This window comes from Pseudomonas sp. LFS074 (genome assembly GCF_047978165.1).
Lineage (GTDB): Bacteria > Pseudomonadota > Gammaproteobacteria > Pseudomonadales > Pseudomonadaceae > Aquipseudomonas > Aquipseudomonas putida_P.
This window is the reverse complement of record NZ_JBFPFV010000001.1, coordinates 3691692-3718468: the sequence shown is the minus strand read 5'-3', so window position 1 is coordinate 3718468 and position 26777 is coordinate 3691692. Positions and strand designations below refer to the sequence as shown.

Sequence of the window (26777 nt, the reverse complement as noted above, 5' to 3'; positions counted from 1 at the left end):
GGGCTGACCTCAACGGTGTGTGGCGTGGGCCTGGGCATGCTGTTGGCCGGCATCCAGCAGGCCTGCCAGGGCAAAGCGGTACAACTGCGCTGCAACGGCGTCGGCCGGCATTTGCAGAATCTCGTGCAGCGCGCCAGAGCCACCGCGCGGGCCGATCAACAACATTGCCCAGGGCGCCGTGACGCAGAGGATGCAGCGGGTCAGGGCGGGGTCGCTTGCAGGGATACCGCTGATTTCGCTGAACAGAGCCTTGAGCAGCGACAGCCGCAACGGCGCTGCCGCCTGCAGGTGCGCCTGGCCATGGGGGCTGGGGGCGAGGATTTCCGCGGCCAGTACCCGCAGGTGCCAGTTGTCCCGGGCTGAAGTGGCTTTGTGCACCACCAGCTCTACCAGCACGCGCAGCTTGTCCGCGGGTGGTTGGTTGCCTTGGGTGATGCGCTGCAGGTCGCTGAGGTCGAGGAAACGCTGGCGTGCTTCGTCGAGCACGGCCAGGTACAGGCCGTTGCGGCTGCCAAAGTGGTAGTTGATCGAGGCCAAGTCGACCTCGGCCTTGGCGGCAACGGCCTTGTTGCTGGTTTCGGCATAGCCAAGCGCGGCGAACAGTTCGCCAGCGGCTTCAAGGATGCGGGTGCGGGTGACGGCGCCGTCCTTGCGGGTTTCGCGGGGAGCTGTGGACATGGGGCTGCTCTGCGGGCCAAGGGAATGAGCAGAGCGTCGCGCACACGTAATTTAAAATCAATTTAAATTTAATTTATGTGATGTAAGGCTTAAGGCCCTGGGGTTGCTTTGCGGCCCATTGTGACGCAAGGGGCGCAAAGCGCCCCCAACGATCTCAACCAAAAAACATCAGTTCAAGCGCTTGCCGTTCTGCTCTTCGCCATTACTGGCCGCCTGCTGCAAGCCTGCAGCCTTGTCCATCGGCAGGTGGTCGAATTCGCGCAAGCCATCCTTGCGGTACGGGTCACCGATCCAGCGCGGTGCTGCCACGAACTGCGGGCTCACCAGGCTCTTGGCCGGCTCATAGCGGTCATAGCTCAGCCCGGCCAGGTCGGACAGGGTATGGATCAGGTGCGAGCTGCTGTAAGGGCGGCTGGCCATCGCCTGCAAGTCGCGTGGGTGCTCGGCCTGCCAGCTGGGCGAGGTCCATAGCAGGAACGGGATGGTGTACATCGGCCGGGTCGGCGCGCCTTCGTTGCGCCCCAGGCGGTCGTGGTCACCGGAGCTGTACACATCTTCACCGTGGTCGGACAGGTACACCAGGAAGCCATTGGGGTTGCCGGCCGAGTAGCGTTTAATCAGGCTCGACACCACATAGTCGTTGTAGCGCACCGCGTTGTCGTAGAAGTTGTAGGTTTTTACCTGGTCCGCGGTCAGCTGGCCGGGTACACCTGTGTTGTCGGTAAAGTGGGCATAGTCGTCGGGATAGCGGAAGCGATAGTCCATGTGCGTGCCCAGCAGGTGCACGATGATGAACTTGTTCGGCGCAGGGTCTTGCAAGGCCTTCTCGAACGGCGCCAGCACCACATCATCGTACTGGCTGGCATTCTGGTTGCGCTGGTTGTTCAGGTATACCGGCGCATCGGTCTGCTGCGAGAAGGTGGTGAGCATGGTGTTGCGCTTGGTCATGGTCTGCTGGTTGGTGATCCAGAAGGTCTTGTAGCCTGCCTGTTTCATCAGGTTGATCAGCGACGGGTCGGTGAGGAAGCGGTCCGGGTTCTGCTCGTCGCCGAAGGTGAGGATCTGCTGCATCACTTCGATGGTGTACGGGCGTGGCGATACCACGTCGCGGAACACCGTCAGGCCCTTGTCGCTGGCGGCCAGCGCGTCGAGGTTGGGCGTGGTGTCGCGGTTGTAGCCGTACAGGTGCATGTGCTCGCGGGTGGTGGACTCGCCCAGTACCAGCACCAGGGTGCGCGGCGCGGTGCCGCTGCTGTCACGCAGGTTTTGCAGTGGGGGCAATGCGGCGTTCTGGGCCAGCAAGTCCTGCATGTTGTCCAGTTGCTGGCGATACTGACGGTAGCCGACCAACAGTTGCCAAGGCACTGCGGGCTCCATGCGTTGCTGCACTTTTTCAGCGGCATCGGCGAAGTTGCGTTCCTGGGTGACCATCTGCTTGTAGAACGGGTACACCAGGTTGGCCACCAGCAACAGGGCCACCACCGGCAGGCGGCTGCGCAGGGGCAAGCTGACGGGGCGTACACGTTTCCACAGCAGTACTGCAACCAGCGTGTACAGCAGCAGCGCCAGGCCCAGCCACACGCTGAAGTACTGGCTGAAGTATTCGCCGGCCTCGGCGGTGTTGGACTCGAACATCACGAAGATGACGCTTTGCGAGAACTCCTGACGATAGATGCCGAAGTAACTCAGGCCCACCAGCGATGCGGCCCACAATACCAGGCCGATGACAGCCGCCGTGGCGCGGGTGAAGCGGGGCAGCAGCAGCACCGGGGCCAGCCACAGGCTGCTGAGGAAGAACGCATCGCGAAAACCGGCAAAGCCGGTGGTGCCACTGAACAGCAACAACGCCTGGGTGACGCCGGAGAAGTACCAGAAGAACAGCAGAAGCCAGCCCAGGCCGGCCCAGTCCACGCGCTTGTGCGCGGCGGGGGATGTAGTGTGTGACACGTATGCCTCGTCGTACCTTGGCGGCCAGCAGATGTGCCTGTGGCCGGAAAAGGCGTGACGCTAATCGGTTGACTGTGAAAATAGCGTCAACACGGTGATGAACATGGCTTGGGCGCTGGCTTCCCAAGGCGAAGGCTTATCAATACAATCGAGACAAATTCTTATTTGCATCACTGCCGGCAGGGAGAAGGCATGTCCACAACGGCCTCTGACGCAGCACCCCACGCGCATCTTCACGCCCTTTACCGTGACCACAACAGCTGGCTGCGCGGTTGGTTGCGCCATCGGCTGAGCAACTCCGCCGATGCAGCGGACCTTGCCCAGGACACGTTCGTCCGTGTGCTTCTGGCACGCTCATCCGGCACCCTGCAGGAACCCCGCAGGTACCTGGCGACCATCGCCCGTGGCCTGGTCATCGACCTGTATCGGCGCCGCAGCCTGGAGCAGGCCTACCTCGATGCACTGATGGCGCGCCCGGAACTGCACGCGCCTTCGGCCGAGACCCGCGCGCTGATCCTCGACAGCCTGCTGGCCATCGACCGCATGCTCGATGGCCTGGGTGCGCGTACCCGGCAGATTTTCCTTGCCGTGCAACTCGATGGGCTCAGCTACGAAAAAGCCGCCGATCGCTGTGGGGTTTCGGTCAGCACGGTGCGCAAGCATCTGGCCAGAGGCCTGATGCACTGCCTGCTGCTGGAAGAAGCATGAAGCGCACCCTGGCCCAGGCAGTGGACTGGTATGTGCGGTTGCATGACAGTGCGGTCAGCGACACTACACGCCGCGAGTGGCAGGCATGGCTGGCGGCGGACCCGCAGCATGCCCAGGCCTGGCAGCGCATCGAGCAACTGCAGCAACGCTTGGGCCAGGCCCCGGCAGGCCTGGCGGGGACAACGCTCGAACAGGCACGGCAACAGCGCCGCGCCGCCGTTAAGATGCTGGCCATGCTGCTGGGTGTGGGGGTCGTCGGCTGGCGGGGCTATCAGGTCTCGCCCTGGGGCGCGGACTACAGCACGCGGGTAGGGCAGCGCCGCCACTTCACCTTGGCCGACGGCAGCCGGCTGGTGCTGGACACCGACTCGCGGGCCGATGTGCAGTTCGATGGCACGCAGCGGCTGATCGTGTTGCACCAAGGCGAAATCCTGGTCGAGACGGCCAAGGATACGCGCCCGCTCAGCGTACTAACAGCCGAAGGCCGTGTGCTGGCCTTGGGCACGCGCTTTACGGTACGCCAGGGGGCGGGCATTTCCCGGGTCACGGTGGAGGCCCATGCTGTCGAGGTTCAGCCACGGCTGGCCATTGGTCAAACCTTGCGCGCCGAGGCAGGCCAGGCAGTGAGTTTTACCGCTGACACTGCGGGGCCGTTGCTGCCGGCCGTGGCGCAGGGTTCGGCGTGGACGCAAGGCATGCTGGTGGTGGTCGATTGGCGGCTGGAAGACGTCGTGGCGGAGCTTTCCCGTTATCGACACGGCTATCTGGGCTGTGCACCGGAGGTCGCTGGGTTGCGACTGTCGGGCACATTCCTGCTGGATGACAGCGAGGGTGTACTGGCCAACCTGGAGGACTCCCTGCCGGTAAGGCTGCGGCGCCTGACGCGCTATTGGGTGCGGGTAGAGGGCAGGGCGGCCTGAAAATATTTCGCGTGGAGGGGTAACAGTTTTTCTTTCCTGTTTCGGCTCTACCTGCACATGCGCATCAGTCGCAGTTATTGCCAACCTTTTCAGGATCCCCTTCATGCTCGTACGTCCCTCACTTCTTGCCCTGAGCCTGACCGGCTCGTTGTTGGTGGTCACGCCCGCCTGGGCCATCGCCTACGACATTCCGGCTGGCAGCCTGGCGGCATCGCTCAGCCAGTTCGCCGCCGCGAGCGGGGTCATGATCACCTTCAGTTCGCAAGACACTGCCGGCCTGCGCTCGCCCGGCCTGCAAGGTGACTATGAGCTGGAGCAGGGCTTTGCCCGCCTGCTCCAAGGTAGCGGCCTGCGCGTCGTGCAGGCCGGGGAGAAGCGCTACGTATTGGCCAGGGCCGACAGCAGTGGGGCCATGGAGCTTGGTGCAACCAACATCGACGCGGCGGGCCTGGGGGCTGTCACGGAAGGAACCGGCTCCTACACCACCGGTTCCAGCAACAGTTCGACCAAACTGGCGTTGTCGCTGCGCGAAACCCCGCAGACCGTCAGCGTGATGACGCGCCAGCGCATCGAAGACCAGCAACTGAACACCCTCAGTGACGTGCTCAAGCAAACCCCTGGCCTGAACGTGCAGAACATCGACAGCGAGCGGGTGAACATCTACTCGCGTGGCTATTCGATCGACAACTACCAGTTTGACGGTATCCCCACCACCCTGATCGTGCAGACCAGTGCCAGCCCGCAGAGCATGATCGACACGTCCATCTATGACCGAGTCGAAATCGTTCGCGGTGCCACCGGGCTGATGACCGGGGCCGGCGACCCGTCGGGCAGCGTTAACCTGATCCGCAAGCGTCCGACGGCAAACTTCCAAGGTGCTGTCAGCGCCGGAGCGGGGTCTTGGGACACCTATCGAAGCGAAGTCGATCTATCCGGCCCACTGACCGCCGACGCCCGCCTGCGTGGCCGTGCCGTGGTGGCTTACCAGCAGGGCAACAGCTACATCGACCATTACCAGCAGGAAAAACAGACCTATTACGGCATCCTCGAAGCGGACCTCAGCGACAGCATCCTGCTGACGGTAGGCTTCGACTACCAGAAAAACGACCCGCGTGGGGTTTCGTTCGCCAGCTTCCCGCTGTTCTACGATGACGGCGAGCAGACCGATTTCTCGCGCTCGACCAATGCGGCCTCGCGCTGGAGCTATCGCCAGCAGGACACCCTCAATACCTTCGCCACCCTGGAACAAGACCTGGTCAACGACTGGAAGCTGAAGGTGTCGGTAAACAACATGTACAGCACCCGTGACTACTCGCTGGCGTCCGCCAGTGGCGGTTTCCCCAACAAGCAAACCGGGGAGGGTGCTTACCTGTATGGCGGCGACGGCTATGGCTCGCAACGTCAGTTGGGTATCGATGCCATCGTTCAGGGGCCGTTCCAGTTGCTGGGGCGCCAGCACGAGCTGTTGGCCGGTGTGAGCGGCTCGGCGTTTCACGACTACAGTAACCCGGACGACGATGACCTGGAAATGAAGCCGGTCAATATCTACGACTGGGACAACAACACCGACCGCCCGGTCTCGGTGGGCAAACTGATGAACGATGACACCACCATCCGCCAGGATGCTGCGTACATGGTGGCGCGTTTCAAGCCGACCGACGACCTGTCACTGATCTTGGGCGCCCGTGTCGGCGATTACAGCTACAAGAAAAAGGCCATCTACAACGCGCCCTACACCCGTTCGACCAACCATCAGGCCACCCGCGAATCCGGTTTTGTCACGCCCTACGCGGGTGTGGTCTACGACCTGAATGCACAGCATTCGGTGTATGCCAGCTACACCAAGATCTACAAGCCACAGTCGCTACGCGACAGCAGTGGCGCCACGCTTGAGCCGCGCGAAGGCGACAACTATGAAATCGGCCTGAAAAGCGAGCTGCTGGACGGGCGTGTCAATACAGCCATTGCCCTTTACCAGATCAAGCAGGACAACCTGGGTGTGCTCAGTGGCGGCTTCGTCGAAGGGACCGATCGCGAGCGCGCTTACAAGGCGGTGTCCGGTGCCACCACGCGGGGTATCGACCTGGAAGTCTTCGGCGAGATCACGCCCGGCTGGAACGTCACTGCAAGTTACAGCCACAGCCTGACCAAGGATGCGGACCATGAGCGTATCAACACCATCGCCCCGGCGAACATGGTCAAACTGTGGACCACCTACCGCCTGCCGGGCGAGCTTGATCGCCTGACCGTGGGTGGCGGCATGAACTGGCAAAGCGGCCTGAGCCTGACTGATGCGCCGTGGCAGATTGGCCATACGGTCAAGGCGACCCAGGGCCAATACGCGGTGTTCAACCTGATGGCGCGTTATGACGTCACCCAGCACCTGACGGCGACCGTTAACGTGAACAACCTGTTCGACAAGAAATACCTCAGCGCGCTGGACCCGACCTTTTACACCGGGTTCTATGGCGAGCCGCGCAATGTGATGCTCAGTACCAAGTACAGTTTCTGAGCCTGCGCCTGGCAGGGCTGAGCGCCTGGCCGGCGCAAGTGCCGCCAGGCGTGTTCAGGCAGTAGCCATCTGGCTTTTGCCCAGCGCCGTGTTCACTGCCAGCCAGCCATTCACAGCGTCTTCCCCGGCTTCTGCGAACACCCGCTCCAGCAACTTCACCTGCTCGCGCCGCAGCATCTGCTCCAGGCGCGCGCCTTCCTCGGTCAGGGCCAGCAAGCGCTTGCGTTTGTCGGCCTCGCAGGCCGCACTCTCCACCAGGCGCATTTCCGTCAACTGGCGCATTGGCATGTTCAGCGCTTGCTTGCTGACCCCAAGCAAGGCCAGCAAGTCCTTCACGCTCAGGTTCGGATAGCGCGCGATGAAGAACACGATGCGTTGATGCACCCGGCCCAGGCCACGGCGTTCGAGCATTTCGTCGGCCTTGGCGGTGAACGCCTGGTAGCCGAAGAAAAAGGCCTCCATCGCCTGTTGCTGGGAGGCAGGGTTTTTAAGGTCAATCATATTGACTAATCCACGGGTGGCAGCGTAATTTCGGTCAAATAGTTTGACGTATTTTCCTTCTGCCTTGCTACCGGTGATCCCCATGGCTTTCTCTGAACGTGTCACGCGCCTCAAGAGTTCCCTGATCCGTGAAATCCTCGCCGCTGCCCAGCGCCCTGGGGTGATGTCGTTCGCTGGCGGTTTGCCGGCCGAAGCGATGTTGCCCAAGGTCGACTGGGCCGACATGCCGGTCAACATGGGCCAGTACGGCATGAGCGAGGGCGAGCCGGCCCTGCGCGAAGCACTGGCGGCCGAAGCACGGGCACTGGGGATTGACTGTCAGGCCAGCCAGGTGTTGGTGGTGAGTGGTTCGCAACAGGCCCTGGACCTTGCGGCCAAGCTGTACATCGACCAAGGCACGCAGATCATGCTCGAAGCGCCGACCTACCTGGCGGCGCTGCAGATCTTCCAGCTGTTTGGCGCCGATTGCCTGGCCTTGCCGATGCAGGCCGATGGCCCGGACCTGGCGCAACTGCGTGGGTGCCTGCAGCGCCATCGCCCGGCCTTCATTTACTTGATCCCGACGTTCCAGAACCCCTCGGGCCTGCGCTACAGCGAAGCCAAGCGCGACGCGGTGGCGGCCTTGCTGGATGAGTTCGGGGTGACGTTGGTCGAGGACGAACCCTATCGCGAGCTGAGCTTCGATGGTGGCAGCGCCCAGCCGATCGTCAGCCGCTTGCGTAACGCCAGCTGGATTTACACCGGTACGGTGTCCAAGACCTTGCTCCCCGGCCTGCGGGTGGGCTACCTGATCGCCAGCCCCGACCTGTTCCCGCATTTGTTGCGGCTCAAGCAGGCTGCCGACCTGCACACCAACCGGGTGGGGCAGTGGCAGGTGCTGCAGTGGCTGGGCAGCGACAAGCTGCAGCTGCACCTGAAGACCTTGCGCGACTACTACCGCACGCGCAGGGATGCGTTCCAGTTGGCGCTGGAAGCGCATTTTGCCGACCTGGCCGACTGGCACAAGCCGGATGGCGGGCTGTTCTTCTGGCTGACCCTGAAACAGCCACTGGATACCCGCACCCTATTGGCAGACGCATTGGCGGTGGACGTGGCATTTATGCCGGGTGAGCCATTTTTCCCTGAACCGGACCGGCATCACGGCCATCTGCGCCTGAATTTCAGCCACGTTGCCCCGGACCAGTTGGACGAAGGGCTCAGGCGTTTGGCGCAAGTGCTGCGCAATGCGCAGGCTGCACGGGTATGATGTTGCCAGCAAAACCGCACTGACAGGCCCCGTGGACTATGAACCGTCGTAAGAAGATCAAGCAGCTATTGGAGGCGCATGCCAAAAAGGCCAATGCCAAACTGGCGCCGCGCAAGCCCAAGTACATTTGCAAGGCTGACCGATTGAAAATGGAGGCCGAGGCGGCCGGGGACGTCGCCAAACCGGCTGACTGACGCAGACGGTGCAGGAGCGGCCTTGTGTCGCGATTGGGCCGCTCCTACAGGGGGGCGTCAGTTTCAGCGGCGGTAATAACGGTGTTCGTCGTAATGACGCTGGTGCATGGCCCGCTCATGGCGGCGCTCCCAGTCACGGCGCCGTTCCCAGTCGCGCCGACGCTCCCAATCCCGCCGGGCTTGTTCACGCCGCCACTGTTCGCGGCGCCAGTCGCTTCGGTGGTCGTGCCAGCGGTCGTCATCATGCGCCAGCAGCGTGGCCGGCTGTAGAACGGCCGCATTGGCCACCCTCGACCAGGGGTTGCCGGCTGGCTGCAGGGGCGATTGAACAGCAGGGGCCACGGCCTCGGCTGCTTTCATTTGTGTTGCCGATGCCGTGCCCACCGCCGCGAACGAGAACAGGCCGAGCAGCATCAACCTTGCGACATGCATTTTCATGAGCGAAGCCAACCTCTGATAACAATTGAGCCATCTGGCCAGCAGGTGGTCGGCGAACCTTTTTCGCGTCCCGCTACCTTTCTGTGCCTCCCACATAGACAGGCAATGGAGAAAAAGTTCGCTGCAGCAACAACTTGTAGGACTTTTCCTGCAGCGGGTACTTACACAAACGCCCGCCCGCCACGTCGGCGATCTTCCTTCAACAACCCCTCCACCTTGCGCAAGGCCTGTCCCAGCACTGCTTGGTCTGGCGCTCCACCCAGCGAGAGGCGCACAGCTTCCGGTCCTTGCGGTGCCACGCTGAACGAATCCGCCCCTGCCACGCTCACCCCCACATCATCCAACGCATGGGTGAACCGCTCCTGTTGCCAGTGCGCGGGTAGTGGCAGCCATACGTGCAGCCCGGTGGGGTGCGCCTGGAACTCATGGCTCAGCAGCGTGCGCGCCAGGTGCTGGCGGGCGCGGGCTTCGCGCTGGATTTCCTGTACCAACCCCTTGGCGGTGCCATCGCGAATCCATTGCTCGACCAGCGCCAGCAGCAGGGCGGAACAGCCCATGCTCGATGCACGCAGGCCGTTGAGCAGCCCTTGCCCGTCATCGCCACGCGGTGGCAGCACGAAGGCGGTGCGCAAGCTTGGCCACAGGCACTTGGACAGCGACGCCAGGTAGTACGTGTTGGCCCCCCCGGTCAGGCACGCGATGGGTGCCGGCGCGTCGTCGAGCAGATAGCGGTACGGGTCGTCCTCGATCAGCGTGATGCCGCGCTTGAGCAACACCTCGGCAATCGCCTGGCGCCGGGCTACGGGCATGGTGTGCGCGGTAGGGTTGTGGAAGGTGGGGTTGAGGTACAGCAGGCGCGCACCGCTTTGCTGAAAAGCCTGTTCCAGGTGGTCGGGGCGCATGCCGTCGGCGTCACTGGCTACCTCGACAATGCGCAGCCCCAGTTGCCGGGCGGCCAACAGCAGGCCGGGGTAAGTCAGTGGGTCGCAAAGAATGGCGTCACCCGCGCGGGCATGGGCGCTGAGGATGGCGAAGATGGCCGCCTGCGACCCCGAGCACAGCGCCAGGCCGCGCATGTCCAGATCACCCAGTGCCGGTTCCAGCCAGCCCTGTGCGGCCTGCAGCAGCGAGCGGGTGGCCGGTTCGTCCTGGTAAAGCGACAGTGCTTCGATGCGGTTGCGCTGCAGCGCCTGTTCCAGCCCGGCGCTCACCAACTGAGCCATCGAGCCGTTGGCCGGCTGCGGCGGGATGTTCATGGTCAGGTCGATGCCTGCCAGGGTGGTTGTTTGTCGGGCACCCAGGATGAACGACCCGCGGCCACTGTAGGAAGCAATCAGGCCACGGTCGCGCGCTTCGGCGTAGGCGCGGGTCACCGTGGTCAGGTCGACGCCCAGGTGCGCAGCCAGTGCACGTTGCGGCGGAATTTGCTCGCCATCCTGCAAGACTCCAGATTGTATGGATTCTGCAAGCATATCTGCAATCTGTATGTATCTTGGGCCTGACTTCGGCTTGAAAGGCTTTGTCCAGCGCATTTGCGCCGCTTCTTCTGGCGCTCCGGCAACAGGCATAGATCTTCCTCTCGGTTGTAAGTCCATACGCATAGGCATATCATGGCATACAGTTGTTAACAAATCCATACAATATGGAAAGCGTATGGTTTATTTGATGTGCACCGGAACGGCGCGGCAGGGTTGCAACGATAAGCGCTTCCGGGCTGCCAGTCATGGAGATGTTCGATGAATGACTGTCATCTGATCTGCGCCAACCGCCTCGACGATGGGGCTGTGGTCTGGCTTGATGCCGGGCATGAGTGGGTAGAGACACTGCAACAAGCCGGCACCTTCGATGCGCAGGCGCTGGTATCGGCAACCCTCGCTGCCGAGGCTGCCGTGCTGGCCAACCAGGTCGTGGCACCGACGCCTTGTGAGGCCTGGCTGGTCGATGGCCGGCCAGAGCCGAAAAGCCTGCGTGAACGGTTGCGCGCCCGTGGCCCTTCGGTACGCAGCGACCTTGGCAAGCAGGCTGCGGGCACACCGCCAAGCAGCATTGCGCGCATGCGCCCGGTGTTGCCGGTCGAGGCGGGGCAGGCAGGGGTGTATCGCTACGACCGCTTCGAGCGTGAGTTCCTCAAGGACCGCGCCCGCCAGTTCGAGCAGCAGGTTGCCCGTCGCCTGAGTGGCGAGCTGGATGAAGAGGCGTTCAAGGTCTACCGGCTGATGAACGGCCTGTACCTGCAACTGCACGGCTACATGCTGCGTGTGGCGATCCCCTACGGCACCTTGAGCGCGCTGCAACTGCGCCAGCTGGCCTATGTGGCGCACACCTACGACAAGGGCTACGGCCACCTCACCACCCGGCAGAACATCCAGTTCAACTGGCCGCGCCTGGCCGATACGCCGGAGATACTGTCGGTGCTGGCCGATGCCGACCTGCATTGCATCCAGACCAGCGGCAACTGCATCCGCAACGTCACCACCGACCATTTTGCCGGCGCCGCCGAGGATGAAGTGCTCGACCCTCGGGTACATGCCGAGATCCTCCGGCAGTGGTCCACCGAGCATCCGGAATTTACCTACCTGCCACGCAAGTTCAAGATCGCCATCACCGGCAGCCCCAAGGACCGCGCGGCCGTGCGCTTCCATGACATTGGCATCCTGGCGCAACGCAACGCGCAGGGTGAAGTCGGCTTCCAGGTGTATGCCGGCGGTGGCCTTGGGCGTACCCCGATAGTTGGCACCCGCGTGCGCGAATGGTTGCCGGAGCGCGAACTGCTGCGTTACGTCGAGGCCATCTTGCGGGTGTACAACGCCCTGGGACGGCGCGACAACCTGTACAAGGCACGTATCAAGATTCTGGTGCGTGAGCTCAAGCCTGGGCGTTTCATCGAAATGATCGAGGAGGAATTCGCCAGCCTGCCGGCCGACCACCAGTACTTGGAGCCGGCCATCGTTCAGGGCATTCATGCCCGCTTCGTGCAGCCCGCCTTCGAGGCGTTGCCCGGCCTGTGTGACAGCTTTCTGCGCGCACGGGCGGACGACAACGCGTTCGCCAGCTGGGTACGGACCAACACTCACCCGCACAAGAAACGTGGCTACATCAGCGCGGTCATTTCGCTGAAACCACCCGGCGGTATCCCCGGCGACATCAGCGCCGAGGAAATGCTCGCCCTGGCCGACCTGGCCGAGGCCTACTCGCTGAACGAGATTCGCGTCTCCCACGAGCAGAACGTGGTGCTGCCGCACATTCGCCTGGTGGATCTGTACAGCGTGTGGCAGGCCTTGCGCCAGGCTGGGCTGGCAACCAGCAACATTGGCTTGTTGTCCGACACCATCGCCTGCCCAGGCATGGACTACTGCAGCCTCGCCACCGCCCGCTCGGTGCCGGTTGCCCAGCGCATCGCGCAGCGTTTCGACGCGGCCCGGCAACAGGACATCGGCGAACTCAAGCTCAACGTCTCCGGCTGCATCAATGCCTGTGCCCACCACCACGTGGCGCACATCGGCATCCTCGGCCTGGACAAGGCCGGCCATGAAAACTACCAGATCACCCTGGGCGGCAGCGCCGAAGAGGACGCGGCGGTCGGGACCATCCTGGGCCGCTCGGTGCCCTTCGAGGAGGTGCCCGACATCGTCGAGGCGATCGTTGCCATCTACCTGCAATTGCGTGAAGACGACGAGCGCTTCCTCGACACCTACCGCCGTGTCGGTATCGAGCCGTTCAAGGAGGTGTTGCGTGATGCTCGTTGACCATGAGGGCCAGGTTCAGACCGATAACTGGCGTTATCCGAGCAGCGACGCGCTGCCGACCTTTGCTGCGCGTACGGTGCTGCAGCCGCAGCAGTGGGACGACTACCACATGCGTTTTGGCCAGCCAGCCGAGGGCCTGTGGCTGGCCGCCGACCAGGACCCGGCGCAGGTGCGGGCACTGCTCGGCCAGCTGACATTGATCGTGATCGAGTTCGCCAAGTCACGCGATGGCCGTGGTTTCACCCTGGCCAGGCTACTGCGCGAGCGGCACGGTTTTACCGGTGACCTGCGCGCCGCCGGGCCATTGCTGCCGGACCAGTTCGCCATGCTGCTGCAGTGCGGTTTCACCAGCGCACTGGTTTCGCCCAGCGTGCCGGCGCAGCGCTGGCACGCTGCCGCAGCCAGCCATCGGCAGGCCCGCCCACGCACTTTGCTGCAACGTCTTTCACAACGGAGCGAGGCATAGCCATGTTCAGCCTTACAGCCTTGGAGCTGGCCCGTATACAGTTTGGTTTCACCATTACCTTCCACATCATTTTCCCGGCCATCACCATTGGCCTGGCAGCATTCCTGGCGGTACTGGAAGGCCTGTGGTTGTGGAAAAAAGATAACGCCTACCTCGACCTGTACCACTTCTGGTCGAAGATCTTCGCCGTCAACTTCGCCATGGGCGTGGTCTCCGGGCTGGTCATGGCCTACCAGTTCGGCACCAACTGGAGCTTCTACTCGCAGTTCGCCGGCAGCATCACCGGCCCCTTGCTGACCTACGAGGTGCTGACGGCCTTCTTCCTTGAAGCGGGTTTCTTGGGGGTGATGCTGTTCGGCTGGCACAAGGTCGGCCGTGGCCTGCACTTTTTCGCCACTGTCATGGTGGCCGTGGGCACGATGATTTCTGCCACCTGGATCCTGGCGTCCAACAGCTGGATGCAAACGCCCCAGGGGCACGAAGTGATCAATGGCGTGGTGGTGCCGGTGGACTGGTTTGCCATCATCTTCAACCCATCGTTCCCGTACCGCCTGGCGCACATGGTGACGGCGGCAATGCTGTCGACCGCGCTGTTTGTCGGCGCCTCGGCGGCCTGGCACCTGTTGCGTGGCAACCGTACCCCGGCGGTGCGGCGGATGTTCTCGATGGCATTGTGGATGCTGCTGTTCACTGCGCCGCTGCAGGTGCTGATCGGTGACATGCACGGCTTGAACACGCTCAAGTACCAGCCGGCGAAGGTCGCTGCGATGGAGGGGCACTGGAGCAATACACCGGGCCAGGGCGTGCCGCTGATCCTGTTCGGCATCCCGGACATGGAGGCTGAAACCACCCGCTACAAGGTTGAAATCCCCAACCTGGCCAGCCTGATCCTGACCCACAGCCTGCACGGGCAGATCCCAGGCTTGAAAGACTTCGCCAAAGAAGACCGGCCCAATTCGACCATTGTGTTCTGGTGCTTCCGGGTCATGGTCGGCCTGGGCATGCTGATGGTTGTGCTGGGCCTGTATGGCGCCTGGCTGCGCTGGCGCGGGCGGCTATACACGTCACGGGGGCTGGCGCGGTTTGCCTTGTGGATGGGGCCTTCGGGCCTGGTGGCCCTGCTGGCCGGCTGGTATGTCACCGAAATTGGCCGCCAGCCGTGGGTGGTGTACGGCCTGATGCGCACCAAGGATGCGGTCTCCGACCATTCGGCGCTGACCTTGTCGGTAGGCCTGGTGGTGCTGGTGGTGATGTACATCGGGGTATTCGGCACAGGTGTCGTCTACATGCTGCGCCTGGTGCGCAAGGGGCCGGAGGTACACGACGACCACCAACAGCCGGTGACCGCCAACCAGCGGCCGGCCCGCCCGTTGTCGGCGGTGGACGAGCCGCTGTATCCGCATTCACCCAACCACATTGACTGACCGGAGACGCTGTCATGGGTATTGATCTTCCGCTGATCTGGTTCCTGATCATCGGCTTTGGCGTGATGATGTACGTCATCATGGACGGTTTCGACCTGGGTATCGGCATCCTGTTCCCGTTCATCACCGACCGCGAGCAGCGCGACACCATGGTCAACACCGTGGCGCCGGTGTGGGACGGCAACGAAACCTGGCTGGTGCTGGGTGGTGCAGGGTTGATGGCGGCCTTCCCCAAGGTGTATGCCATTTTGCTCAGCGCGCTGTACATTCCGGCGCTCGGCCTGCTGGCCGGGTTGATCTGGCGTGGGGTGTCGTTCGAGTTTCGCTTCAAGGCCGATGAGGCGCACAAACCGTTCTGGGACCGGGCCTTCATGGCCGGGTCGTACGCTGCGGCGTTCTTCCAGGGGGTGATGCTGGGGGCGTTCATCGAGGGGCACTCGATCGTCGACGGGGTGGCCACCAATGGCCTGATGAGCTGGCTTACGCCGTTCAACGTGTTCTGCGGGGTTGGGGTGGTGGTGGCCTATGCGCTGCTGGGCGCCACCTGGCTGGTACTGAAGACCGAAGGCCGGCTACAGGCAAGCATCATTCGAGCCTGTACACCGATCACCCTGGCGACGGTGGCGGCCATGCTGATTGTCAGCATCTGGACCCCGCTGACGCATCCGGCGATCTTCGAACGTTGGTTCAGCCTGCCCAACTTCTGGTTCTTCCTGCCGGTACCGGTGCTGGTGCTGGTGGCCACCTGGGCGATTCTCAAATCGCTGCGTGGCGCACCCCATGCCGGGCCTTTCGTCTGGTCGCTGCTGCTGGTGTTCCTCGGTTTCACCGGGTTGGTGATCAGCATCTGGCCTTACGTACTCCCGCCCAGCCTGACCATCTGGGAGGCGGCGGCGCCACCGCAGAGCCTGGGCTTTGCCCTGGTCGGGGCGTTGCTGATCATCCCATTCATCCTGGGGTATTCGGCCTGGTCGTATTATGTGTTCCGCGGTAAGGTGAAGGACGGCGAGGCCTATCATTGAGCCGTCGCGGGTAAACTCACCTCCCACACGGCTAGCGATCCTGCGCGAACACCTCGCGCAGGTGTGCCCGATAACTGTCGAACGCAGCAATCACCCCTGTCACTACCTCTGCTTCTTCTTGCTCACCCAGCACCAGGGCATCCAGCCTGGCAACAAACGCGCGCCAATGCAGCGCCCGGCCATCCGGGTGCGCTGCCAGGTGGCGGGCGCCCTGGTCACCGTCCAGCCCCAGGCGCTGGGTGTGCTTGAACAGGAACGCTGCCCCCAGGTTCGACCCTTCACTGCAATACAGCCAGCCCAGGGCCTGGGCCGGGCTGGCACGTATTTGTCGAGGGGGCGTTGGCAGCGGCAGGCCCAAATCGAGTAGGTCGCCCTCGACCGCCGCAAAACGCGACAGCTCAACCAACCCCGGCAGGCGCTGGTTGAGCTGTTCATCCTGATACAGCGCCAGCAGGCTGCCATGAAAGCGGTGCTGCACCTGCAGAAAGCGGCCATACCGCTCGCGGTTTTCAAAAGGCCGCGCCGCCATCACCAGTTGATCGACACTGTCATGGTCCCGGCTGCTGGCGGCCTTGAGGCGTTTGCAGCGGCTTGGCTCCGTAGAGGGGGAGAGGGCAGCGGTCATTGGCGTATCCGTGGCAACAGGGCAATGCCTCCATCATGCTTGCCTTCCCTGGTACGCAGCAAGTATCACCTCGTTCACCAATCCCGCCCTTGGCCCAGTAATTCCAGCGCATGCTGGCGCAACTCCAGCAACCGTGGGTCATCTCGATGCCGCGGGTAACCCCGCTCGACCTTCAGCTCGGCCAGCACCCGCGCTGGCCGTGGCGAAAACACCAGCACCCGGTCACACAGCAACAGCGCCTCTTCGACATCATGGGTCACCAGCAACGAACTGTAGCCTTGCTGCTGCCACAGGCGGATCAGCTCGCCCTGCATGGCAATGCGGGTCAGCGAGTCGAGCTTGCCCAGTGGCTCATCGAGCAGCAGCAGCCGAGGTTCGTTGATCAGCGCTCGGGCCAATGCCACACGCTGGGCCATACCGCCCGACAACTGGCGCGGGTAGGCATCACGAAACTGCAGCAGGCCGACCTTGTGCAAGGTCTCGTCCACCCGATGGCGCTGGGCCTTCAGCTGGCCACGGGCTTGCAGGCCGAGGGCGACGTTGTCCCACACGCTGCGCCATGGGTACAGCGTCGGGTCCTGGAACACCAGCACGCGCGAGTGGTGTGGGGCAACAATGGCCTGGCCGTCCGCCAGCAAGCTACCACTTTGCGTTGTTTCCAGCCCGGCAACCAGGCGCAGCAGGGTGGACTTGCCGCAACCGGACGGGCCAAGCAGCGCCACGCTCTCACCAGGCGCCAACTGCAGGTCGACCTTGTCCAGTACGGGCAGGCGCTCACTGCCCAAATCAAAGGCGTGGCTCAGCCCACGGATATCCAGCGCCATGCCGGTGTCCTGGGCCAGCACCGCTTGTACGCCACTCACCATTTCACTGCTCCCTTTTGCCAGGCCAGCACCCGGTCACGCACCAGGAACAACAGCGTGATCAGCCCCGAGCACAGCAATGCCATCACCAGCAGCGCTGCATACATGTTGGCGTAGGCAGCCCAGCCCTGCGCCCATTGCAGGTACCAGCCAAGGCCGGCCTTGACCCCCATCATTTCGGCCACCACCAGCACCGAGAACGAAGCCCCCAGGCCCATGAACAGGCCGACGAACACATGGGGCAGGGCAGCGGGGATCGCTACCCGCCAGACCAGGAAGCGCCCGCTGGCACCCAGGGTGCGCGCCACTTCGTAATAGGCCTTGTCAACGCTGGCCACCCCGGACCAGGTCAGCACCGTGACCGGGAACCAGGTGGCCAGGGCTATCAGGAACACGCTGGCGCTCCAGCTGGAAGGGAAGAAGAAAAAGCAGATTGGCAGCAGCGCCGTGGACGGCACCGGCCCGAGGATGCGCAGCACCGGGTGTACCCAGTAGCCGATCCGGTGCGACCAGCCAATCGCCACGCCGGCGATGAAACCGGCCGCACCGCCGATGACTACACCGTTGAGCAGCAGCCACAGCGAATGCAGCAGGCTTTCGCCAAGCCGCGACCAGTCATCGACGAACACTTCGATCAGCGCCTGGGGCGGCGCGAAAAACGGTACCGGCAGCAATACCACCTTGGCTGTGACCAGCAGCCACAGGCCAAGCAACAAGGGCAAGGCGACCAGCCACGCAGCGGCCGGCCGCAACCGAGCGACGCTGCGGGTAAACACCCCCGGCAACAGTGCGAGCAGCGCCAGCAGCCCGCCGGCCACTGCGCCCGCCAATGCCAGTTCGCGGGTGAATGGCCAAGGTTTGCCACCGTCCGGGTAGAACTGGGTGAACAGCGCGAAGGCGACCCAAGCCAGTGCCGCAAGCAGGCCGCCACGCCATACGGCGATGGCGGGTGCTTTGGCGGTTCGGCTTTGCTCAAGCGAATACGTTGGCATGGATGCTCTCCGCGAATTCCAGCGGGTCGGTGCGTGGGCGCAGTACCTCGATGTTCTTCAGGTCACGGGCGTACACGGCAATTTCCTTCACGAAGGTGTTACCCACCGAGTAATAACCGTGGGTGTGTTCGGTGAGGATGGCGCGTACTTCTTCCTTGGAGGTGTTGATGGCGAACTTGAGGAATTCTTCGGCCACCGCGTCGGGGTTACGCGATGCCCACGCATGGGCCTGCAGAATCGAGTGAGTGATGGCGGCAGCGACCGGGGTGTCATTGCGCGCCAGCTGGCCGCTGACGCCGACCACGCAGCAGCTCATGTTGGCGTATTCCTCGACCATATTGGTCGCCAGCTCGCGGAACCCTGGCTGCTGCTTGACCCGGTACATGAGTGGGTCCGAACCGCTGGCAGCCTGGATCTCGCCCTTTTGCAGGGCAACGCTGAGCAGATCGATGGGGTAGACCCGCCAAGTCACGTCGCGCACCGGGTCGACGCCATGGCGCTTGAGCATCAGCGAGAAGAAGTTCTTGTCCGCTGCCGCCATGTCGGTGACGCCGATGGTGGTGCCTTTCAAGGCCGCGAAGTCCTGCGGGCCGCCGTCCAGGGTCAACAGGCGCAGGCAGCCGCCATGGGTGCCGGCGGTCAGTTTGACATCGAAGCCCTGTTCCAGCGCTTTCAGCCAGCGCAGTGCCATGCCGGTGGCGGCATCGGCCTTGCCGGTGGCCATCGACTCCAGCAGCACCTCGGTGGAGTTACCGAAGTTGACGAATTCCACATCCAGGTTGTGGCGTTTGAAAATGCCTTGGCTGTCGGCTACGGCCACCGGTGCCAGGCACACGGCATTGAGGTTGGTCGCCAGCCTGACCTTGCGCGGTTCGGGCAGCACCCAGCGGTTGCTCTCCAGGTCCAGGCCACTGCCGACGGGTTGTACGGCGTGCTCGCTGTGGCCGGCGTGGCTGCTGTCGGCGAAGGCCAAGCGGCCGAACAAGGTTGCCGCCGTGGCGGTGCCGGCCAACGCCAGCAGTTGACGGCGGTTGAATGAAGCAATGGGCATGGCGCCTCCATGTGCGATCAGGGGGCAGGCACCACGTGGTCGGGTAGCGTGCGAGAAACCGGCAGCTCAAGGCCGGCTGAGTGGCTTAGACAGTAAAGGCTTTCTGCATAATAATAAAATTCAATTTAGATATAACTTAATATGCAAAAAATGCATTTATTGCGCTGGGCTGTCGCGACCTGCTCGGTTCGCGACGATGGAGCGCAAGGTCGATGCTCATTTATCATGCTGGCTGCCTTCACCTTGCCCTAGGAAACCTGCCATGAGCGCCCCCCAGTTTCGCACCCCCATTCCCGCAGATGCCGAGCGCTGCTACGCCATCGAAATTGGCGCCTATGAGGGGGATGAGGCGGCCACGCTGGAAAAAATCCGCACGCGTATCGCGCAGTACCCGCAAGGCTTCCTGTTGCTGGAACGTGACGGCGAGATCGTGGGTTTCATCAACAGCGGCTGCGCCCACGACGTGGTGATGTCCGACGAAGCGTTCAAGGAACTGGTCGGCCATGACCCGGCAGCGCCGAACGTGGTGATCATGTCGGTGGTGGTAGACCCGGCGCACCAGGGCAAAGGCTACGCCAAGCTATTGATGGACGCGTTCATCGCACGCATGCAGGCGGCGGGCAAGCAGACCATTCACCTGATGTGCAAGGAGCAGCATGTGCCCTTGTACCAGAAGCTGGGCTACCAGTACGTGAAGCCGTCGCCATCGGACCACGGCGGTATGGCGTGGCATGAGATGATCATGTCCCTGTGAGTGCCACTAAAGGCAACTCAACACTGCAAGGCATCGCGCAGTTGCATGACGCCATCGAGCGCCAGCGCCTGGGCTGAGTAGCACAGGCCGATGCGTCGACGCAGGTCCAGTTGGGGCATGGGTTGCCAGCGCACGCCAGGATGCTCGGCGGCCAGTGACTGCGGCACGATTGCAGCGCCCAGCCCGGCGGCGACCAATTCCAGGGCCAACACAAAGCTATCGGCTTCTGCTACCGGGTTCACGCTGTAGAACGGCAGCAGGCGCTGATGGCTCGGCTGCGCAGGGCAGGTAATCCAGTGCTCGGCAGCGCTTGCCTGGGTTGCAAGGGCCAGCACGAACGGGTCGCTGTGCAGCGGCAAGAACAACTCATCTTCACAGCGCTGCTCTTCGCTGGCCAGCCGCACCTCGCCCATGCAGCCGGTTACCAATTGCAGGCGCACTGGGGGCTGGATGGCCGCCGCCGCCAGCACAAGCTTGGCCAGCACCGCTTTGCTTACATCCTGCTCGACGCCAACCTGCAACGGTGAACGTTCACGATCACCCTTGAAACGCCCCAGCAGGCGGTTGGCATCGGCGACCATCCGTTGCGCCTCGGGGTACAGCGCGCGGGCATCTTCGGTCACGTCCACGCCACGGGCCTGGCGCACGAACAGCGTGGTGCCCAAGGCTTCTTCCAGTGCCTTGATACTGCCAGACAGCGCCGGTTGGCTAAGGTGTATCGAACGTGCGGCGGCGGTGATGTTGCGCTCTTCGAACACGGCGATGAAAGCACGGAGCTGGCGATAATCCATGGGTTACCCATAAGTGATGCCGATGGCTGCGAAAGGAATTTCCCATTTTTCGGCAGAAAAACTGGCTTCTATACTCGCTCTACTTCTTACCCATAGGCAAATTGGATAACAGGATGGCGACCATGACCAACACCCATAAACCGCTGGTGGTAATTACCGGTGCCAGCTCCGGCATTGGCCTGGCCACCGCCAAGCTGCTGTCCAGCCGCGGCCATGCACTGTTGCTGCTGTCTCGCCGCCTGGCGCCGATGCAACAACTGCAGTTGCCCAACACGCTGGCGCTGCCGGTCGATGTGACTGACCGCGCGGCTGTGCTGGCTGCCGTTGCCGAGGCCGAGGCACGCTTTGGCCCGGTCGACGCGATCATCAACAATGCCGGTGTAATGCTGCTGGGCGCAATCGCCACGCAGGACCCAGAGCAGTGGGACCGCATGCTCGACGTGAACGTGCGTGGGCTGCTCAACGGCATCCATGCCGTGGCCGGCGGCATGGTCGAGCGCAAGCACGGCACCATCATCAACGTCAGCTCCGTGGCCGGGCGCAAGGCCTTCCCCAACCATGTCGCCTATGTCGGTACCAAGTTCGCCGTTACAGGCCTGTCGGAAAACCTGCGCGAAGAACTGGCACCGAGTAACGTGCGGGTGATCACCATCGAGCCGGGCGCTGTCGACACCGAACTGCTCAGCCACACGACCGATGACGCCATCAAGGCGGGCTACAACGACTGGAAGCAGGAAATGGGCGGGGTGCTGACGGCGCAGACCATTGCCGAGACCATCGGCTTTGCCTATGGCCAACCGCAATCGGTGTGCATTCGCGAAATTGTGGTATGCGCTACCCGTCAGCAGCAATAACCGACCCGATCGACTGGCGCGGTTTCCTCCAGGAGACCGCGCCAGCCTATAGAGGTGCAGTGTCAGTGCATGTGCGCCACTGACGTCTTACCCGTTTTGAAGTGCCCCTCATCAGCCTCCATGATCGGCACTTCGTTGCCGTCCCGGTCATACAGCTTGCCATCACGGAACACATCGCCTTCATTCAACCCGGCGATGTCCCGGTAGCGCAGGGTGCGCTCGCTGGCCGCGACGAACACCGACTGTTGATCGGAGTTGCCAGCGCGCAGGTGGTTGAACAGCAGGTTGAGCAGAATCGCCATGATCGCCGCCGAGCTTATGCCCGAGTGGAAGATGGTCTCGAACCAGGCCGGGAAGTGGTGATAGAAGCCTGGCGCTGCGATCGGGATCATGCCAAAGCCGATCGAGGTGGCGACAATGATCAGGTTCATGTTGTTGCGGTAGTCCACCTGGGCCAGGGTGCGGATGCCGCTGGCCGCGACCGTGCCGAACAGCACCAGCCCGGCGCCACCGAGCACCGCTGTAGGCACCGCGGCGACCAGCCGGCCCATCACCGGCAGCAGCCCCAGGGTCACCAGGATCAGCCCGGCGCTGGCCACCACGTAGCGGCTCTTCACCCCGGTCACGGCCACCAGGCCGACGTTCTGCGCGAAGGCACTTTGCGTGAACGAGCCGAACAGCGGCGCCAGGGCGCTGGAAATCATGTCGGCGCGCAGGCCATTGCCCAGTCGCTTGGAATCGACCGGGGTGCCGATGATTTCACCCACCGCCAGGATGTCGGCCGAGGTCTCGACCATGGTCACCACGATGACGATAAGCATGGACAGAATCGCCGCCACCTGGAACTGCGGCGCACCGAAGTGCAGCACCTCGGGCATGGCCATCCACGGCCCTTGCAGTGCCTGGGAGAAATCAGCCATGCCGGTGGCCATCGCCGCCAGCGTGCCGATCACGATCGCCAGCAGGATCGACAGGCGCGACAGGCTGGCACTGCCCAGCTTGCTCAGCAGCAGTACCGAGGCCAGGGTGAACGCGGCCAGGCCAATGTTAGCCGGGCTGCCGAAGTCGGCGGCCTGGCTGTTGCCGCCCATGGCCCAGCGCGCGGTCACCGGCATCAAGGTCAGGCCGATGGTGGTGATGACGATGCCGGTCACCAATGGCGGAAAGTACTTGATGATGCGTGAGAACAGCGGGGTGATCAGCAGGCCGACCAGCGATGAAACGATCACTGCGCCGAACACCACCTGCATGCCCCCGATACCGTCATTGCCGATGATCGCGACCATGGTGGCGACGCTGGCGAAGGACACCCCTTGGACCAGTGGCAGGCGGCAGCCGAAGAAGGGAATGCCCAAGGTCTGCAGCAGCGTTGCCAGGCCGCCGGCGAACAGCGACGCGGCGATCAGCAGGCCAACGTCGCCAGCGCTGAGGCCGGCGGCTTGGCCGATGATCAGCGGCACGGCGATCATGCCGCCATACATGGTCAGTACATGCTGCAGGCCGTAAGCCAGGTTGGCGCCCACGCCGAGGTTCTCGTCTTCTGGACGAGGTGAAGCGGGAGAAGTCATGGTGAGTAGCTCGCTTTGTTATTTTATGCGTCTAACAGCACGGTCTCAGTCGCATTCGTTGAGAAAAGAACAGGCAGGAATGGGCTGCTGCGCCCGGCTTGGGGCGCAGCAGCCCGGGTGCATCACGCGCCGCTGACCAACTGGTGTGCCAGCTGGTTGTGGCGCTCCAGCACGCGTGGCAGGTCGACGGTGGCCAGCTGGCCATCCTTCACCACCACACGGCCGTTGATCACGCTGGTGTGCACTTGGGTTGGCGTGCAGAACACCAGCGCTGCCAGCGGGTCGTGGTGGCCGCCGGCATAGGCCACGTGGCCCAGGTCGAACGCGACGAAGTCGGCGACCATGCCGGGGGCCAGGGCGCCGATGTCATTGCGGTTGAGCACCTTGGCGCCGCCGAGGGTGGCGATTTCCAGGGCTTCGCGTGCGGTCATGGCGTCGGGGCCGAAGCCCACCCGCTGGAGCAGCAAGGCCTGGCGCACTTCACCGATCATGCTGGCGCCGTCGTTGGACGCCGAGCCATCGACCCCCAGGCCCACCGGTACGCCGTGGTCGCGCATCTTGCGCACCGGGGCGATACCCGAGGCCAGGCGCATGTTCGAGCATGGGCAGTGGGCAACGCCGGTGCCGGTGCGGGCGAACAGCTCGATGCCATGCTGGTCGAGCTGTACACAGTGGGCATGCCAGACATCGTGGCCGACCCAGCCGAGGTCTTCGGCGTATTCGGCAGGGGTCATGCCGAACTTTTCGCGGCTGTAGGCGATGTCGTTGACGTTTTCGGCCAGGTGGGTGTGCAGCGACACCCCGTACTGGCGCGCCAGCACGGCAGCTTCACGCATCAAGTCACGGCTGACCGAGAACGGCGAGCACGGCGCGACCACGATGCGGCGCATCGAGCCGTGGCTGGCGTCGTGGTAGTCCTCGATCAGGCGTTGCGACTCCTTGAGGATGTCGGCTTCCTTTTCCACCACCGAGTCGGGTGGCAAGCCGCCCTGGCTCTGGCCCACGCTCATGCTGCCGCGTGCGGCGTGGAAGCGCATGCCGATCTCGGCGGCAGCGTGGATGCTGTCATCGAGCTTGCAACCGTTGGGGTAGATGTACAGGTGGTCGCTGGAGGTGGTGCAGCCGGAGAGGATCAGTTCGGCCATGGCGGTCTGGGTCGACACCGCGATCATTTCGGGGGTCAGGCGTGCCCAGATCGGGTACAGGTTGGTCAGCCAGTTGAACAGTTCGCCGTCCTGGGCCGCCGGTACCACGCGGGTGAGGCTCTGGTACATGTGGTGGTGGGTGTTGACCAGGCCAGGGATGACCACTTTGCCGGCCATGTCGAGGACGACGTCGGCTTGTTGTGGCAGGGTATCGCTGGTGCCGACCTGTTTGATCAGGTTGTCTTCGATGAACAGGCCGCCGTTCTTGATCTCGCGGCGTTGGCCGTCCATGGTGACCAACAGAGCGGCGTTTTTGACGAGTAACGTTTTTGCAGGGGTTGTAGGTGACATGGCGTAAGCCTGCCGCAATACGCATCGGCGATTACCGATGTCATAGGCGCAGGGCATTGTAATCAAGCTTTTTGCTGATTGTATACAGCTTTGCTGGGCCTGTGCTGGCCTCTTCGCGGGCAAGCCCGCGCCCACAAGGGCGTTGCACAACCCTGAAGGCCGGCGCAATCCTTGTGGGTGCGGGGTTGACCGCGCAGCTTAGGTCTCAACTGCTCTGGGGCATTTCCCCGCGCGCCAGGCGGGCGTTGATATCGGCGATTACCCCGGGTAGCTCGGCGATGGTGTCGATCAGGTAATGCGGTCGCGACCCTTCGAACAGGCTGCCGATGCGCTGGCGTTGCTGTTCCAGTTCCGCTTCGGGCAGGGCCTTGTACTGCTCATGGGTGAGCCCAAGCGCGTTGCCTGAGCAGGTCAGGGCCACGGTCCACATCCCGGCGCTGCGCCCTTCGAGAATGCCCGGCCAGGTGTCGTCGACCTTGACGCAAGCTGCCACGTCGCTCACCCCCAGGGCGACCACGTTGGCCAGTGCCTGCGCGGGGTAGGGGCGGCCATTGGGTACCTCGTCGGTTGCCACCACGTGGTCGGCGCTGTAGCCATTGCGCAAGGCCAGGGCCACTACCTTTTCCATCACCACCGCCGGGTAACCCGAGCACGAGCCAATTTTCAGCCCCTGTTGGCGCATCTGGGCGATGGCCTCCAGCGCTCCGGGGATCAGCGCCGAATGGTCGGCGATCTTCTCGATCTGCAAGGGCATGAAGCGCTCGTAGATGGCTGTTACATCGTCGTCGCTTGGCGTGTGGCCGAAGGCGGCGTGGTAACGCGCAGCGATGGCCGGCACATTGCACAGGGTGCGAATGTGGTCCCACTTGCCCATCCCCATGGGCCCGCGGGCTTCTTCCAGGCTGACCTGCACGCCGAACTCGGCAAAGGCCTCGACAAAGATCTGGGTGGGGGCGAACGAGCCGAAATCCACCACGGTGCCGGCCCAGTCGAGAATGGCGGCTTGCAGTTGCTTGGGTTGCTGATAATGCATGGCAAAACTCCAGTGGGTAAGAACTCAGGGTGCGCGCGGCCCGCCCGGCACACTGGCAGGCTCGCGGTGGTCATGGGGGCATCAGTGCGCGTTGAGCGCGTCGAACAGCTCGGCGATGATCGCCCGGTTACGGCGGATGCCCAGGCAGCACAGGTAGTAATGGATGTGGAACGGGTCTTCGGCAAAGGCGATGGAGCGCGTGCCGGGGCGGTCGGCGTACTCCACTGCCGAGACAAAGCCCACGCCAATACCATGCACCACCGCATGCACGATGGCCTCGCGGCTGTTCAACTGCATCGCGCAATCCAGTGTCACGCCATGCTGGCGGCAGCCTTCTTCGACCAGTTGCCGGGTGCGCGATGCCGCTTCGCGCAATACCACCCGCTGGCCGGCAATGTCCTTGACGCTGACACTCGCCTGCCGCGCCCACGGGTGGTCGTCGCGCACCACCGCCAGAATCGGGCAAGTGCGGTAAAGCCGCGTGCTCAGGCGCTGGTCGAACTCCGACAGGGCGAGGATGGCCAGGTCTATGTCGAAGTTGTACAGCCGCTCCAGCGTGCCGGCTTCGCTGCTGAACGAGGTTTCCAGCTCGATCTGCGGGTAGCGCTGCATCAGCTCGTAGGTCAGGCTCATGGCAATCGGCGGCGACACCGCCCCGATGCGCAACATGCCTTGCTTGCGCTGCTGGAAGCTCTGCAACAGTTGCAGCGCTTCGTCCTCCTGGCCGAACAGGCCCTGGGTAATTTCGTACAGCTGGCGGCCTGCCGGGCTGAGCTCGATAAAGCGCCCTCGACGGTGGAACAGTTCCACGCAAAAGCGCTTTTCCAGGCCACTGACCTGCTCGCTGATGGTTGGCTGGCCGATGCTCAGCAACTCGGCGGCCTGGGTGAAACTGCCGGTGCGCGCCACCGCATGAAATGAGCGCAACCACTTGTGGTACTGGTACAT

General features: G+C 63.3%; 25 protein-coding genes. 11 read left to right on the top strand and 14 right to left on the bottom strand.

Annotation, left to right across the window (positions count from 1 at the left end; translation table 11 throughout):
• Window positions 1-9 precede the first annotated feature (9 nt).
• Window positions 10-678, bottom strand: a complete 669-nt coding sequence (locus tag ACNQP3_RS16915) for a TetR/AcrR family transcriptional regulator (protein WP_264316251.1) — start codon at window positions 676-678, stop codon at window positions 10-12.
• Window positions 679-846: 168 nt separating this feature from the next.
• A complete protein-coding gene (locus tag ACNQP3_RS16910) occupies window positions 847-2625 on the bottom strand; it encodes a phosphoethanolamine transferase CptA (protein WP_012272904.1) in 1779 nt (592 codons plus the stop codon).
• Between the two features lie 192 nt (window positions 2626-2817).
• Here ACNQP3_RS16910 and ACNQP3_RS16905 point away from each other — a divergent pair, with 192 nt between their 5' ends.
• The 3 genes from ACNQP3_RS16905 to ACNQP3_RS16895 all read left to right on the top strand — a co-directional run bounded on the left by ACNQP3_RS16905 (window position 2818) and on the right by ACNQP3_RS16895 (window position 6765).
• Window positions 2818-3333, top strand: a complete 516-nt coding sequence (locus ACNQP3_RS16905; protein WP_060514690.1) for a sigma-70 family RNA polymerase sigma factor — start codon at window positions 2818-2820, stop codon at window positions 3331-3333.
• The gene (locus ACNQP3_RS16900) at window positions 3330-4253 is read left to right on the top strand and encodes a FecR domain-containing protein (protein ID WP_060514689.1); all 924 of its coding nucleotides are present in this window, start codon (window positions 3330-3332) and stop codon (window positions 4251-4253) included. The genes ACNQP3_RS16905 and ACNQP3_RS16900 overlap by 4 nt, the downstream gene beginning before the upstream one ends.
• A gap of 103 nt (window positions 4254-4356) precedes the next feature.
• Window positions 4357-6765, top strand: a complete 2409-nt coding sequence (locus ACNQP3_RS16895; protein WP_264316250.1) for a TonB-dependent siderophore receptor — start codon at window positions 4357-4359, stop codon at window positions 6763-6765.
• A 54-nt stretch (window positions 6766-6819) separates the two neighbouring features.
• Here the strand turns inward: ACNQP3_RS16895 and ACNQP3_RS16890 are convergent, their stop codons facing one another.
• Window positions 6820-7266 (bottom strand): MarR family winged helix-turn-helix transcriptional regulator, encoded by a 447-nt coding sequence (locus ACNQP3_RS16890; RefSeq protein ID WP_012272900.1) that lies wholly within the window; start codon window positions 7264-7266, stop codon window positions 6820-6822.
• An 82-nt stretch (window positions 7267-7348) separates the two neighbouring features.
• Here ACNQP3_RS16890 and ACNQP3_RS16885 point away from each other — a divergent pair, with 82 nt between their 5' ends.
• Window positions 7349-8512, top strand: coding sequence for a PLP-dependent aminotransferase family protein (locus tag ACNQP3_RS16885; RefSeq protein WP_069942383.1), 1164 nt, complete (start codon window positions 7349-7351; stop codon window positions 8510-8512).
• A 38-nt stretch (window positions 8513-8550) separates the two neighbouring features.
• The gene (locus ACNQP3_RS16880; protein ID WP_082425748.1) at window positions 8551-8706 is read left to right on the top strand and encodes a DUF2986 domain-containing protein; all 156 of its coding nucleotides are present in this window, start codon (window positions 8551-8553) and stop codon (window positions 8704-8706) included.
• 63 nt (window positions 8707-8769) lie between these two features.
• Here ACNQP3_RS16880 and ACNQP3_RS16875 read toward each other — a convergent pair whose 3' ends face one another.
• Window positions 8770-9144 carry a hypothetical protein gene (locus tag ACNQP3_RS16875; RefSeq protein ID WP_012272897.1) on the bottom strand — a complete coding sequence of 125 codons (375 nt, stop codon included), beginning with the start codon at window positions 9142-9144 and terminating at the stop codon, window positions 8770-8772.
• Between the two features lie 161 nt (window positions 9145-9305).
• A complete protein-coding gene (locus tag ACNQP3_RS16870) occupies window positions 9306-10616 on the bottom strand; it encodes a PLP-dependent aminotransferase family protein (protein WP_231118559.1) in 1311 nt (436 codons plus the stop codon).
• A gap of 264 nt (window positions 10617-10880) precedes the next feature.
• On the opposite strand from ACNQP3_RS16870, the gene ACNQP3_RS16865 reads away from it, so the two are divergent.
• The 4 genes from ACNQP3_RS16865 to cydB are packed head-to-tail and all read left to right on the top strand — an operon-like array spanning window position 10881 to window position 15802.
• On the top strand, window positions 10881-12890 hold the full coding sequence (locus ACNQP3_RS16865) for a DUF2849 domain-containing protein (protein ID WP_060494537.1): 2010 nt from the start codon (window positions 10881-10883) through the stop codon (window positions 12888-12890).
• Window positions 12880-13356: a DUF934 domain-containing protein gene (locus ACNQP3_RS16860; RefSeq protein WP_012272894.1), complete on the top strand. Its 477-nt coding sequence runs from the start codon at window positions 12880-12882 to the stop codon at window positions 13354-13356. Before ACNQP3_RS16865 ends, ACNQP3_RS16860 begins: the two co-directional genes overlap by 11 nt.
• 2 nt (window positions 13357-13358) lie before the next feature.
• Window positions 13359-14780: a cytochrome ubiquinol oxidase subunit I gene (locus tag ACNQP3_RS16855; RefSeq protein WP_012272893.1), complete on the top strand. Its 1422-nt coding sequence runs from the start codon at window positions 13359-13361 to the stop codon at window positions 14778-14780.
• A gap of 14 nt (window positions 14781-14794) precedes the next feature.
• Complete coding sequence (gene cydB / locus ACNQP3_RS16850; protein ID WP_012272892.1) at window positions 14795-15802, top strand: cytochrome d ubiquinol oxidase subunit II; 1008 nt, start codon at window positions 14795-14797, stop codon at window positions 15800-15802.
• A gap of 31 nt (window positions 15803-15833) precedes the next feature.
• On the opposite strand, the gene ACNQP3_RS16845 is transcribed toward cydB, so the two are convergent.
• From ACNQP3_RS16845 to ACNQP3_RS16830, 4 genes are all read right to left on the bottom strand, one after another.
• Window positions 15834-16427: a biliverdin-producing heme oxygenase gene (locus tag ACNQP3_RS16845; protein WP_264316249.1), complete on the bottom strand. Its 594-nt coding sequence runs from the start codon at window positions 16425-16427 to the stop codon at window positions 15834-15836.
• Between the two features lie 74 nt (window positions 16428-16501).
• Window positions 16502-17293: an ABC transporter ATP-binding protein gene (locus ACNQP3_RS16840; RefSeq protein WP_060514686.1), complete on the bottom strand. Its 792-nt coding sequence runs from the start codon at window positions 17291-17293 to the stop codon at window positions 16502-16504.
• Window positions 17287-18282: an ABC transporter permease gene (locus ACNQP3_RS16835; RefSeq protein WP_012272889.1), complete on the bottom strand. Its 996-nt coding sequence runs from the start codon at window positions 18280-18282 to the stop codon at window positions 17287-17289. The genes ACNQP3_RS16840 and ACNQP3_RS16835 overlap by 7 nt, the downstream gene beginning before the upstream one ends.
• A complete protein-coding gene (locus ACNQP3_RS16830) occupies window positions 18263-19333 on the bottom strand; it encodes an ABC transporter substrate-binding protein (RefSeq protein ID WP_012272888.1) in 1071 nt (356 codons plus the stop codon). Before ACNQP3_RS16830 ends, ACNQP3_RS16835 begins: the two co-directional genes overlap by 20 nt.
• Before the next feature lie 262 nt (window positions 19334-19595).
• Here ACNQP3_RS16830 and ACNQP3_RS16825 point away from each other — a divergent pair, with 262 nt between their 5' ends.
• Window positions 19596-20087: a GNAT family N-acetyltransferase gene (locus ACNQP3_RS16825; RefSeq protein WP_060493869.1), complete on the top strand. Its 492-nt coding sequence runs from the start codon at window positions 19596-19598 to the stop codon at window positions 20085-20087.
• A gap of 17 nt (window positions 20088-20104) precedes the next feature.
• Here the strand turns inward: ACNQP3_RS16825 and ACNQP3_RS16820 are convergent, their stop codons facing one another.
• Window positions 20105-20878 (bottom strand): LysR family transcriptional regulator, encoded by a 774-nt coding sequence (locus ACNQP3_RS16820; protein ID WP_060493868.1) that lies wholly within the window; start codon window positions 20876-20878, stop codon window positions 20105-20107.
• A gap of 122 nt (window positions 20879-21000) precedes the next feature.
• Between ACNQP3_RS16820 and ACNQP3_RS16815 the strand changes: the two genes are divergently transcribed.
• Window positions 21001-21732, top strand: coding sequence for an SDR family oxidoreductase (locus ACNQP3_RS16815; RefSeq protein WP_012272885.1), 732 nt, complete (start codon window positions 21001-21003; stop codon window positions 21730-21732).
• A gap of 62 nt (window positions 21733-21794) precedes the next feature.
• Here ACNQP3_RS16815 and ACNQP3_RS16810 read toward each other — a convergent pair whose 3' ends face one another.
• The 4 genes from ACNQP3_RS16810 to ACNQP3_RS16795 form a co-directional block, all read right to left on the bottom strand.
• Window positions 21795-23300 (bottom strand): nucleobase:cation symporter-2 family protein, encoded by a 1506-nt coding sequence (locus ACNQP3_RS16810; protein WP_060493867.1) that lies wholly within the window; start codon window positions 23298-23300, stop codon window positions 21795-21797.
• Window positions 23301-23422: 122 nt separating this feature from the next.
• Window positions 23423-24796, bottom strand: coding sequence for an 8-oxoguanine deaminase (locus ACNQP3_RS16805; RefSeq protein ID WP_012272883.1), 1374 nt, complete (start codon window positions 24794-24796; stop codon window positions 23423-23425).
• 205 nt (window positions 24797-25001) lie between these two features.
• Window positions 25002-25829, bottom strand: coding sequence for a phosphonoacetaldehyde hydrolase (gene phnX / locus ACNQP3_RS16800; RefSeq protein ID WP_179028185.1), 828 nt, complete (start codon window positions 25827-25829; stop codon window positions 25002-25004).
• A gap of 81 nt (window positions 25830-25910) precedes the next feature.
• Window positions 25911-26777 carry a LysR substrate-binding domain-containing protein gene (locus tag ACNQP3_RS16795; protein WP_012272881.1) on the bottom strand — a complete coding sequence of 289 codons (867 nt, stop codon included), beginning with the start codon at window positions 26775-26777 and terminating at the stop codon, window positions 25911-25913.